Genomic DNA, 11,133 nt, shown 5'->3' on the forward strand with positions numbered 1-11,133 from the left:
GCCGGGCTGGCGTCAGGCTTGAGACGTCATCCCAGCGAAGTCGACGACCTGACCGCTCGGATTGATCACGAGGCGCTTCACTTCGAGCGTGGCCGTGTCAGGGAAGTGGATGACCTCTCCGGACACTGCGTGACGGCGCCCCTGGTCCGCCACGCTCCATCGCAACCGTCCCAGTGGCCCGCTCGGGCCAGAGACCAACCAATGGTCACCGTGCCGGTGGATGGCGAGTCGATCACCGATCCTGACATCAGCAACAAGCGGGTTCCCCGACCCCTTCGCAAGGCCGTGGACGGGTGGCGTGTGCTTCGCATACAGGAACTCGGCTGGCTCCGTGTTGGGGTAGCCAATGAGGTGGTCGCCGTTGTTCCGTGTCGAGATCACGGGATAGACGACACCATCGAAGACAAGCGTTTTAGTCACGAGTACCACTTCGATGGACGCTTCAAGCGGCGACCGGTCGATGGCTCGATGACGACGGGTGGCATCTGCGCCTGATTGATCTTTGTTCGGCTGATGAGGAAGGACGCGGGCATCAATCGTTGGAGGTGCGCCGAGTAGCGCTCCGGCGGGAAGGCGGCAGCAATGAAAAGTGAGCTGTTCAACCGGCGGGCGGTCTTGACCGCGGGAATCAGGTCGGAGTCGGCTGAGATGACAAGGGCCGCGTCCGACGCCGCCATCGCGGCGTCCTCGACGATCGAAACTGCGATGTTGACGTCCGTCTCTTTCTCCTCGTAGTGCGGCCGGGCCCGGCCGCAACCTCGGCACAAGATCTCCTTCCGCTGGTATCGACCTTGGATGATTGTCAAGACCCCGGGGGATCTCGCCATCAGCGCGTCCAGGTAGGTCGACTGGCGCGAGGCTGCCTCTGGCTGGTCGAGGACAGGTGCGGTGAAGTACCTGACCGAGATCAACTGGCTTGCGGGGCGCAGGCTCTTCGCGAGCGCTACCACATCGAGCCACAACTTCTTGCGTCCAGCCCAGTCATGGATGCCGTGGTACAGGTTGAACCCGTCGATGTAGACGATGAGACGCTGCACCCCGACCCCCCGGACCGTTTTACGGAACCGTGATGTTCCCCACGTGAACATCTGACTCCGTGGACGCGTATATTACTTCCCGTACCCCGCCATGGCCTCGCGGCTGTGGTCCAGCGGCCCCGGGCAAACCCGGGGCCGCTTTTGTTTACATCCAGTCCTACAGCTCCCGCCACAGCCGATCCAGCATCCCCGGTGTCCACCGCTCCCGGTCCCGCCGGTCCAGGAGCCCGAGGTTGGCCGCGTCCAGCTCGGCCAACACCCGGTTGACCTCTTGGCGCAGGGCGCGGCGGGTGACGCGACGGTGGCGCCTCATCGCTTCTGGCGCGCGATCAACCGCCCCTGGTTGTCCGCGCCCATGTAGTGGAGGCCAGCTTCGTTGATGACGGCCTCGACGTTCTCCTCGGTCGTCTGGCAGCCCGGGCACAGGTAGCCGGTGGGCCGTCCTGCGCTGACCACCACGTTCCATTCACCATGTCCGCGGTACCTACGCCCGCAGCGGGTGCACTTGACGATGTCGGTCATCCGTCTCGCCTCGGCCGCCGCAGATGCACGGCCCCTGCGCTGTCCGCCGCCTCGACCGCCCCGATAATCAGGTCCCACGGGCTCAGGCCGAGCAGCCGGGCGCCGCGTTCAAGCTCGGGGATGGCGACCGCCTTGTGGCCGATCATCACCTTCCGACGGATCTGCGCGGCCTTACGGAACTTCACAGGAGACCAGCCGTTCGCGGCGGCCTCTTGGCGCAGCATGGTCGCCACGCTCCGGCTGCGCGCGCTCATCGGGTCTCTCCGGCGGCGATGCAGGCGTTCCGGTAGCGGAACGCGGCGGCGACGAGCCGATTGACGTCGTACGGCCGCAGCGCGCGGTCCATCAGCTCCACCAGTGCGGCGGCGGACTCGTCGCGTCCGGGTGTGGCGGGGACATCTTCCGGAGCCGGGCCAAAGGCCAGGTCGGCCGCCTCACGGAGAGCGGCGATCAACGTCTCGACCTGCTCACGGTTGTAGAGGTGGTCGCCGTTCTCCACCTCGACGCCGGGCTCCGTCTCGGTCGGCGTCTCGTAGACCTCCGCGGTCACGACCACCCGCTTGTTGAAACGGGTCGGCGTGTCCAGGACGTCCACCGTGTGGAGCCGCTCCAGCTCGATGCCTTCCTCCATCGGCCACTTGTGCGCGCCGGAATCCTGACACCAGGCGACCGGGCAGGGGCTGACGGGTGGTGATGCGAAGGTGGTCATTGCTGACCCTCTCTCCTCGCCGCCCTCGATCGGGGCGGGGTAGCAGAGACACTATGAGTGCATGTTGACCGGCACCATCATCGCGATTTCCTTGCGACCGCCGGATTCGAGCAGCTGGCGTTTGGACAGCGCGCGGACGTCGGCCGCCTGCGCGCGGAGCACGTCGGCCAGCGGGGTGCCGCGTTCGATGGCGACGGCCATCCCGTCCAGGAAGCGGGCCAGGGGTTCCAGGCGGGTGCGGTCGCGCAGGTTGGTCAGGGCGGTCAGCAACGGGGTGCCGGCCCGGGTCTCGGCGAGCACTCCGCTGAGCTGGCCGACCAGCGGCCCGTGGGCGAGGGTGGTGATGCGGTCGATCGCCCCGGTCGGGCTTTCGCCGGCCGTGACCGACAGGGCCAGCATCTCGGCGACGACCGGAAACTCGGCGATGATCTCCGCCTCCTGCTTCTGCACCGCCTGGGTCAGCCACCAGTCGCGGCCGAGCACGCCGGCCACGGCGGAGCCCAGCACCAGCAGGATCAGGATGAACGGGTTCGACTGCCCCAGGACGACGGCGATCACCCCGATGCCGGCGCCGATCGCCGCGCCGAGGGAGCCCCAGAGGACCTGCTCGACCCGGAACTGGTCGACGGTGAGCGGGCAGGACAGGGCGGCGAGCCGCCGTTCGACCGAACCGCGGCCGCCCATGACCTTGTCCACGAACCGGACCGCGTCGCGGACCAGCGGGGCGGTGAGCCGGCCGAGCGGGCCGGTCGCCGACCCGGGGACCGCTCCGGCGAGCAGGCGGGACGGCCGGCCGGCATCGGCCAGGTAGGGCGCGATGCGGTCGGACATCGTCGGACGGCGCAGCGGCGGCAGGGACAGCACGGCGAGCAGCAGACCGGCCGCGGCGACCGCGCCCAGGACCCCGCCGAGCAGCAGCGGGTTCATCGCAGGACCCGCCTGTCCTCGGGCAGCCGGCCGATGCGGATCATCAGCCGGTAGGCGACGAAGGACAGCGCGGCCCCGGCGAACAGGATGACGGTTCCGGTCGGGGTGTCGTAGGCCTGGAGCGTCTCGCGTTGGGTGGCCAGCAGGACCAGCACCAGCCACGGCGCCGCCACCGCCATCCGGGCCGCGTTGACCGACCAGGTCTGCCGGGCCAGCAGCTCGGCGCGGGTGCGGGCGTCGTCCCGCAGGAAGCCGGACAGGGTCGACAGCAGCCGGCCCAGGTCGGTGCCGCCGACCTCGCGGGCCACCCGCAGCGACTCGATGACGCGGTCGCCGACCGGGTCGGCCAGGGTCGCCTTGAGCCGGTCGAGGCAGTCGTTGAACCGGCCGGTGGTGCGGTAGTCCGCGCCGAACCGGCGGAACGGGTCGCGCAGCTGCTCCGGCCCGCGGTCGCCGATCGCGGTCAGCGCCTCGGGCAGCGACAGGCCGGCGCGCACCCCGGAGGTGAGGTTGTCGACCACCTCGGGCCACAGTTCCCGCAGGTCGGCCTGCCGTTTGTGGCGCAGCCGGGACACGATGAGCCGGGGCACCGCGCCGGCGAACAGCGCGAAGATGACCGACACGCTGATCGATCCGGTCAGGGCCAGCCCGAGCACCCCGACCAGCACCGCGGCCAGGCCCTGCAGCGCGAACAGCTGGACGGGGGACACGCCGGGCAGCCCGGCCTGGATCAGCCGTTCCCGGGTGCCCTCGAACGGTGGCCGCCGGGCGCGGGAGGGGGCGGCCGCGGTGGCCAGGCCGTGCCAGATCAGCAGCAGCCCCAGGCCGAGCATCAGACCGAGAAAGGCCCCCACCCGTCCGCCTCCGTCCGCCCATTCGTCGCGATCGGGTGACGATACCCACGCCGGTCGGTGGGGCAGAAATCAACTTTCGGTGATTGTGGATAAGTCCCGGCAATTGTCGGCGATGCGCTCGCGTCACGATTCCGGACGGCTCACATCCGGGCCGTCGTATCGAATTCCGGATCGACTCGGCTGATCCGGCCGGGGTGGGCTCCCCGTCGTCCGGGTGAGTCGGGGTCCCCGTCCGGGTCCTCGCTGGGTGACCGTCGACCACGATCGGTCAGACCCGTCGGCCGGGCCGGCGGGTGTGACCGTCAGGCCGGACCCCAGGCGCCCAGCTTCGCCGCCAGCGGTCCGGGGAACACTGCCTTGCCCCACACCTCGCCGATCTTCTCGAACGGCACCAGGTTGTCGTGGACCTTCGCGCCCCTGCCCGCGCCGACGACGACCGGCCCCAGGGACATGCCGCCGCCCATCACGCTGTCGTATTCGGCCTGGTTGACGCCGTAACAGACGCCGTCGCCGGTGCACCGCACGTGCTGCAGGCCCATCGCGTGGCCGAACTCGTGCGCGGAGGTGACCTGCCGGCTGGAGACCTTGGTGTGGTCCCGGTGCTCCAGGCTGGTCGGCTTCGGGTCGTTGTCGCCGATCTGCAGGGCGCCGGTCCGGCCGGTCGCGCCCGGCTCCAGGCGCTGGTCGACGTGGGAGCGCACGCCCGAGGTCGCGCCGTAGAGCTTGAACGCGATGTGCTCGCCGCTGTCCACGATCTGGACCGAGACCCGGGTGGCGAACACCGGCACCTTCAATCCCTTGGTCACCGGGGTGACCGATCCGGTGCCTGCCCACCCCGATTCGATCGCGGATTTCAGCTTCGGCCCGAAGGCCCGGAACGCCGGAATGTTGTTCTTCTCCCATTCCTTGGTGCCGGCCGGATCGCCGCTGTAACTCTGCCCTTCCAGCATTTCGATCTTGATCCGCATGATCAGGGTGATCGTCCCGGTGGTCGGATCGACCAGGGCGTCGAAGCGGTTGTCGAATGCGCTGCGATCGAACGTCCGCACGTCGGGCGGGGCGCCGACGTAGCGCATGAGGTCGTCGATCTGGTCCAGCGGCAGCGCGGCCCGTTCGGCCGCGTTGGCGCCGGCGAACGCCGCCCAGTTGCCCTTCTGCGCCACGGCCCGCAGTGCCAGCACCAGCCGCGGCCCGCCGACGAACTGGGCGCCCTTCTCATCGGCCCGGACCTCCGGCGGCAGCGCCGCGACCGCGGGCAGCAGGGCGAACATCGCCTGACCCTGGATCGCGGCCAGCGCCTTCTCGGTCTCCGCGGAGCGCTGGACCACGCCCGGCGGGCCGGGGTTGCGCTGGACGAGCCGGGTGACGCCGGCGTTGCCGGCCAGCCGCTGCAGGCCGACCACGTGCCGGCTGCGGCTGCCGAGGTCACACCGGCCGGACTGGGGCCCGTGGCGGGCATCCGCCGTGGTGCCGGCGGGTGCGGCCGGCACGTCCGTCGCGCGGACGGGGCCGGCGGGACGGGCCGGCGCCGGCTCCGGAGTCGCGCGCGCCGGTTCCATCGCCGAAATCTATGGCGAACGGCGGCACCCGGCCCAGGCCGTCGGGCCTTCCCGAAGGGGACGGGTCGGCTGCCCGTTCGGGCGGCAATGCCGGCCAGGTCCCACCCCGACCTAGACCCGTGGCGGCCCGGCGTCGATGCGGGCGCGGTGCCGGGCCACGGCGTCCGGCCCCATCGACCAGTCGGACTCGACCCAGAACGTCGCCCCGGCGTCGACCCACTCACGGACCAGCGCGTCGCCGGCCGAACCGGTGGGCGAGACGCCCTCGGCGACCACCTGGTACCCGGCCCACGGCAGGCCGGCCTCGGCCCGCAGCGGCCGGACCGCGGCCACCACATCGGCGAGATCGGCCGGACCGAAGGGTGTCTCCGCCGCGTACCCGACCTTCGTGGACAGCAGCCCGTCCCAGCGGGCGGCCCGCCGCAACGACGGGACGGAGGGGTGGGCGCCAACCACCCAAACCGGCACCCGTGGCTGCTGCACCGGTGGCGGCGGGGGCATGAAATCGGTCGGCGTGACCTGGTAGTGCGTTCCGGAGAAGGAGAACGGCTGCCCGTGCATCAGACCGTCGTAGACGGCCAGGCCCTCGTCCAGTTTCTGGGCCCGGACCCGCCGGCCCTCGTCGCGCTCGAACGCCAGCCACCCCTCGTGCAACGCACCCATCCCGACGGCGAGCTGCACCCGCCCGCCGGACAGCGCGTCGAGGGTGGCCACCCGGCCGGCCAGGTCCCACGGGCGGATGCGGGGCAGGGGAGTGAGCATCGTGCCGAGCCGGATCCGCTCGGTCACCATCGCGGCCGCGGTCAGCGTGATCCAGGCGTCCTGCCCCCACACCGCCTCCCACGTGAAGATCGCGTCCCAACCGGCCGCCTCCGCGGCGACGGCCAGATCGGCGAACTCCCGGGACGAGGCGGCACTGATCACGATTCCGGTCTGCAGGTCGGCCATGCGCGCACTGTGCCAGAGGGGTCCGACAGTGCCGCGGCAGCGACGCGACCGGGCCGCAGCCGTCAGCGGACCTTGATCGCCAGGTCGGTGCGGAAGCGGGCCGGATCGGTCTCCAGGCGCGGGTCGGTCAGGTAGATCTCCAGACGCGCTGCCCATTTCTCCACGCCGTCGGCGATCTCGCGGTCCAGATCGAGCCCCTGATCGTCGGCCCAGGCCATCAGGCTCGCGGTCGCCGCGAGCAACCCGTCGAACGGGCCGACGTGGGTGGTGGTGACGTAACGGCCGGCGGGGAGTTCACCCGCCTCGGTGGGGAACGGGGTCACGTGCTCGGGCAGCGTCGCGCCGGCCGGCACCGGCACGCCCACCTGCACCGTCATGGCCTCGCCGTGGATCTCCAGGTAGCGGAAGAACGGGGCGCCGGCCGGCGTCGTGCCGTGGGCGACCAGCGCCCCGACCAGCTCGGGGATGCGGTCGGCGATCTCGGCGATCGTCGCCAGGGTGATCCCGGTGGTCGTCCCGACGAACGGCACCGCCGGGCGGTCGAGGACGTGCGGATCGGAACCGGCCATGACGCCATTGCACCTCAGTCGGGCAGGCCGGGCATGGTGAAACCGGTGTCGCGGCCCATCAGCACCCCGCGGGTGAGCGAGGCGGAGCCGAACTTGTCCCGGATGCCGTCCATCGCCCGGTCCAGCGCGGCCGCCCGGGCCGGCGACTCCCGCTCGGTGAACGGCAGTTCCAGCTGGCCGTCGCCGTCGTCGAGGTTGCCGACCGCGACCCCCAGCAGCGTCAGCCCGCCGCGGTCGCGGATGGTCGGCATCGCGACCGCCACCAGGTCGCGCACCGCCTGCAGCACGACGGGGGTGCTGGACGTGGCCCGGGGCAGCGTCCGTGACCGGGACGCCCGGGTGAAGTCGTCGAACCGCAGCCGCAGCATCACCGTGCGGCCCTCCCGCCCGGCCTTGCGCATCCGCCCGGTGACCCGCTCGACCAGGCCGATCACGATCGCGTCGATCTCGGCCACGGTGTGCTGCCCGCGGCCCATCGCGTGCTGGGACCCGATCGACCCGCGCCGGGTGCCGACCTGCACGACGCGCGGGTCGCGGTTGTGGGCCAGGGCGTGCAGATGGTGGCCGGCGCCGCCGCCCAGCGCGGTGACCAGGGTGGCCTCGTCCAGGGTCGCGACCTGACCGACCGTGGTGATGCCGAGCGCGTGCAGCTTGGCGGTGGTCTTCGGGCCGACCCCCCAGAGGCGTTGCACCGGCAGCGGGTGCAGGAACTCGAACTCGGCCTCGGGCTCCACCACCAGCAGCCCGTCCGGCTTGGCCACCCCGCTGGCCACCTTGGCCAGGAACTTGGTGCGGGCGACGCCGACGGTGATCTTGAGCCCGACGTCGGCCAGCACCCGGGCACGCAACCCGGCGGCCACCTCGCGGGGGGTTCCGGCGACCCGGCGCAGGCCGCCGACGTCGAGGAACGCCTCGTCGATGGACAGGCCCTCGACCAGCGGGGTCGTCGCCCGGAAGACCTCGAACACCGCCTTGCTGGCCCGGGAGTAGGCGGCGAACCGCGGCTCGACCACCTCGGCGTCCGGGCACAGTGCGCGGGCCTGCCGGCCGCCCATCGCGGTCTTGACGCCCATCGCCTTGGCCTCGTAGCTGGCGGCCAGTACGACCCCGCCGCCGACGATGACGGGGCGACCCTGCAGGCGCGGGTTGTCCCGCTGCTCGACCGAGGCGAAAAACGCATCCAGATCGGCATGCAGGATGGACGCATCCGTCCTGCTCCCGCCGATCCGCACGAACACATGTTCGCATATCCGGCACGCCGGGTCGAGGGTCATCCGGCCCGGCGCGCCGGAACCGGGATCAGCCGGCCTCGGCGCCCGCGTAGGTGCCCACGCTCCAGGCGTTGCCCTCAGGATCGGTGAAGGCGAACTCGCGGCTGCCGTAGTCGGTGTCCGCCGGCTCGCGCAGCAGCGGCCAGCCGGCGCCGGTGACCCGCCCGGCGAGCACGTCAAGGTCGGGGGCCGAGCCGACCGACAGGTAGATGGTCCCGGTGCCCGGGGCGCCGGCCGGCCCCGACCAGCGTTCCTCGGGTTCGGAGCCGAGCATGATGCCGCCGCCGTCCGGCCACAGCAGTTCGGCGTGGGCGATGGGCCGCTCGTCGCCGCCGCGGTGCACCACGGACTCGGTGAAGCCGACGACCTCGGTCAGGAAGTGCAGCGCGGCCTCGGCATCGCGGTAGGAGAGGGTGGGCCAGGCCCCGGGACGGGTGCGGGTTGCTGTCGTCATGCCGGCGAGTCTGCCGACCGGGCGGCGTCGCCGTCTTGCACAAAAGGGAACTCCTGCGCGATCCACCGGCCGGGGCTGCAGCCGGCGAACTCGCGCCACTCCGTGGTCAGGTGCGGCTGGTCGGCGTAACCCGCGTCCGCCGCGACCTGCGCCAGGCTCCGGTCGCGACGGCCGATCAGCTCGCGGGACCGGGCGAACCGGGCCAGCCGGGCCAGATCCTTCGCGCCCACGCCGATCTCGGCCCGCAGGCGGGTGGTCAGGTGCCGGCGCGACCAGCCGACCTCCTGGGCGACGTCGCCGATCCGGACGCGGCCGTGCCGCCCGACGATGACCTGCCAGGCCCGGGCGAGCTCGGGGGTGGGCGGGTCGGCGTCCGCGGCGCCGATGCGGGCGGTCAGCCAGCGGGCGACGACCGCGGTCGCGGCCGCCCCGGACAGTCCGCCGGACAGTTCGCCGGACAGGCCGCCGGGCCGGTCGCCGGCGAGGCGGGCGGCCAGCTCCGGTCCGTCGGCGACCAGCTCGGCCCCGTCCGCGACCAACTCGTCGATCTCCAGGACCTCGCCGGCCAGGGCGGCCGCGGGCAGGCCGAACACGGCCCGCGCGGCCAGCGGGTGGACCGCCAGCTGGATGCCGCGCTGGTCCGCGGTCGGTGCGTGCGGCAGGCGCCGGGGCATCACCACCGCGCGGGTGTGCAGGCCGCCGACCGGGACGTGGAACTCGGCCGACCGCATCCGGCCGCCGTCGGGCACGGCGATGGGCAGCGCCCCCGACAGCGAGAACACCAGCGTGAGCCAGGGGCTGGGGAAACCGCGGTGCTCACCGGGCAGCGGCGGCATCCGGTAGCCGACCATCCCGGGCACCGCGGCCCGGGCCGCGGGCGGCGGGACCAGCCGGACCAGCGCCTCGGGCGGCGGGTCGGCGGACATGTGATCACGGTAGCCCGCGACCGGTTCGGGCGGCCCGGCTCGATAGGGTGGGCTGATTCGCCCGGACCGCGGGCCGACGGATGGTGTGCCGGGAAGTCTGGTCGGCGGAAGGATCCTGCATGCCCGTTCCAGACCCGTCCGGAACGCCGTCGGACTCGTCGATGTTCTCCCGCGGGTCCTGGGCGGAGGACAGCCGGCTCGCCCAGATCCTGCGCAAGGAGACGGTCGGCGGCGCCCTGCTGCTGGGGGCGGCCGTGATCGCGCTGGTCTGGGCGAACTCGCCTTGGTCGGCCTCCTACTTCGCCATGCTCGACGCGATCGCCGGGCCCGACGTGCTGCACCTGAACCTGTCCCTGGAGGCCTGGGCGGCGGACGGGCTGCTGGCCATCTTCTTCTTCGTCGCCGGCCTCGAGCTCAAGCGCGAGTTCGTCGCCGGCGACCTGCGCGACCCGAAACGCGCGGCGGTGCCGGTGTTCGCCGCGGTCGGCGGCATGCTCGTGCCGGCCGCGATCTACCTGGTCTTCGCCGCGAGCTCGGCCCCCAAGGGCTGGGCCATCCCGACCGCCACCGACATCGCCTTCGCCGTCGCCGTGCTCGCCGTCATCAGCACCCACCTGCCCTCGGGCCTGCGGACCTTCCTGCTGACGCTGGCCGTGGTCGACGACCTGCTGGCCATCATCGTGATCGCGGTGTTCTACACCGCCGACCTGCAGCTGGGGTACCTGGCGCTGGCGCTGATCCCGCTGGCCGGGTTCGGGCTGCTGGTGCAGCGGCGGATCAGCCACTGGTACCTGCTGCTCCCGCTGGCGGTGGCCACCTGGATCCTGGTGCACGCGTCCGGGGTGCACGCCACGGTGGCCGGCGTCCTGCTGGCCTTCACCGTGCCGGTGCGGCCGCACCCCCGCGACAAGGAGCCCGGCACCGGGCTCGCCGAACGGTTCGCGCACGTGCGCCGGCCGATCGCGGCCGGGGTGGGGGTGGCGTTGTGCGCCCTGTTCTCGGCCGGGGTGACCATCGGCGGGCTCAGCGGGTTCGCCTCCGCGCTGACCGATCCGATCGCGCTCGGCATCATCTGCGGCCTGGTCGTGGGCAAGCCGATCGGCATCCTGGCCGCCCCTTTCCTGACCTCCAAGGCGCTGCGCCGGCCGCTGCAGCAGGGCCTGACCTGGCCGGACGTGACCGGGGTCGCGATGCTGGCCGGCATCGGGTTCACCGTGTCGCTGCTGATCGGCGAGCTGGCGTTCGCGGCGAACCCGGAGGCCGACGACCACGTCAAGATCGCTGTGCTGACCGGGTCGCTGACCGCCGCCCTGCTGGCCGCCGTGGTGCTGCGGCTGCGCAACCGGCGGTACCGGGC

General features: G+C 72.2%; 15 protein-coding genes. 1 reads left to right on the forward strand and 14 read right to left on the reverse strand.

Features of this window, described 5'->3' with window-relative positions:
- Positions 1-12: 12 nt before the first annotated feature.
- From ACOJUF_RS20825 to ACOJUF_RS20890, 14 genes are all read right to left on the reverse strand, one after another.
- Complete coding sequence (locus ACOJUF_RS20825) at positions 13-420, reverse strand: hypothetical protein (RefSeq protein ID WP_420123726.1); 408 nt, start codon at positions 418-420, stop codon at positions 13-15.
- Positions 417-1,088: an NYN domain-containing protein gene (locus ACOJUF_RS20830; protein ID WP_420123727.1), complete on the reverse strand. Its 672-nt coding sequence runs from the start codon at positions 1,086-1,088 to the stop codon at positions 417-419. The genes ACOJUF_RS20825 and ACOJUF_RS20830 overlap by 4 nt, the downstream gene beginning before the upstream one ends.
- A 106-nt stretch (positions 1,089-1,194) precedes the next feature.
- Positions 1,195-1,350, reverse strand: coding sequence for a hypothetical protein (locus ACOJUF_RS20835; RefSeq protein ID WP_420123728.1), 156 nt, complete (start codon positions 1,348-1,350; stop codon positions 1,195-1,197).
- Entirely contained in the window at positions 1,347-1,559 is a 213-nt protein-coding gene (locus ACOJUF_RS20840) for a hypothetical protein (RefSeq protein ID WP_420123729.1), read from the reverse strand. The genes ACOJUF_RS20835 and ACOJUF_RS20840 overlap by 4 nt, the downstream gene beginning before the upstream one ends.
- Positions 1,556-1,813, reverse strand: a complete 258-nt coding sequence (locus ACOJUF_RS20845; RefSeq protein WP_420123730.1) for a hypothetical protein — start codon at positions 1,811-1,813, stop codon at positions 1,556-1,558. The genes ACOJUF_RS20840 and ACOJUF_RS20845 overlap by 4 nt, the downstream gene beginning before the upstream one ends.
- Positions 1,810-2,190 (reverse strand): hypothetical protein, encoded by a 381-nt coding sequence (locus ACOJUF_RS20850; protein WP_420123731.1) that lies wholly within the window; start codon positions 2,188-2,190, stop codon positions 1,810-1,812. The genes ACOJUF_RS20845 and ACOJUF_RS20850 overlap by 4 nt, the downstream gene beginning before the upstream one ends.
- A 129-nt stretch (positions 2,191-2,319) precedes the next feature.
- Entirely contained in the window at positions 2,320-3,195 is an 876-nt protein-coding gene (locus tag ACOJUF_RS20855; RefSeq protein ID WP_420123732.1) for a type II secretion system F family protein, read from the reverse strand.
- Positions 3,192-4,049: a type II secretion system F family protein gene (locus tag ACOJUF_RS20860; protein WP_420123733.1), complete on the reverse strand. Its 858-nt coding sequence runs from the start codon at positions 4,047-4,049 to the stop codon at positions 3,192-3,194. The genes ACOJUF_RS20855 and ACOJUF_RS20860 overlap by 4 nt, the downstream gene beginning before the upstream one ends.
- A 302-nt stretch (positions 4,050-4,351) precedes the next feature.
- Positions 4,352-5,608, reverse strand: a complete 1,257-nt coding sequence (locus ACOJUF_RS20865; RefSeq protein WP_420123734.1) for a hypothetical protein — start codon at positions 5,606-5,608, stop codon at positions 4,352-4,354.
- A 111-nt stretch (positions 5,609-5,719) separates the two neighbouring features.
- Positions 5,720-6,556 (reverse strand): LLM class flavin-dependent oxidoreductase, encoded by an 837-nt coding sequence (locus ACOJUF_RS20870; RefSeq protein ID WP_420123735.1) that lies wholly within the window; start codon positions 6,554-6,556, stop codon positions 5,720-5,722.
- A 62-nt stretch (positions 6,557-6,618) separates the two neighbouring features.
- On the reverse strand, positions 6,619-7,125 hold the full coding sequence (locus ACOJUF_RS20875) for a GyrI-like domain-containing protein (protein ID WP_420123736.1): 507 nt from the start codon (positions 7,123-7,125) through the stop codon (positions 6,619-6,621).
- Between the two features lie 14 nt (positions 7,126-7,139).
- Positions 7,140-8,363 carry a DNA polymerase IV gene (dinB, locus tag ACOJUF_RS20880; protein ID WP_420123737.1) on the reverse strand — a complete coding sequence of 408 codons (1,224 nt, stop codon included), beginning with the start codon at positions 8,361-8,363 and terminating at the stop codon, positions 7,140-7,142.
- A gap of 61 nt (positions 8,364-8,424) precedes the next feature.
- Positions 8,425-8,850: a VOC family protein gene (locus tag ACOJUF_RS20885; protein WP_420123738.1), complete on the reverse strand. Its 426-nt coding sequence runs from the start codon at positions 8,848-8,850 to the stop codon at positions 8,425-8,427.
- Positions 8,847-9,776 carry a helix-turn-helix domain-containing protein gene (locus ACOJUF_RS20890; protein ID WP_420123739.1) on the reverse strand — a complete coding sequence of 310 codons (930 nt, stop codon included), beginning with the start codon at positions 9,774-9,776 and terminating at the stop codon, positions 8,847-8,849. Before ACOJUF_RS20890 ends, ACOJUF_RS20885 begins: the two co-directional genes overlap by 4 nt.
- A gap of 119 nt (positions 9,777-9,895) precedes the next feature.
- On the opposite strand from ACOJUF_RS20890, the gene nhaA reads away from it, so the two are divergent.
- Positions 9,896-11,133: Na+/H+ antiporter NhaA (nhaA, locus tag ACOJUF_RS20895; protein WP_420123740.1), on the forward strand; the 1,238-nt coding region annotated here is incomplete at its 3' end.

Origin of the sequence: Nakamurella sp., assembly GCF_048594475.1 — a bacterium.
Taxonomy (GTDB): Bacteria; Actinomycetota; Actinomycetes; order Mycobacteriales; family Nakamurellaceae; genus Nakamurella.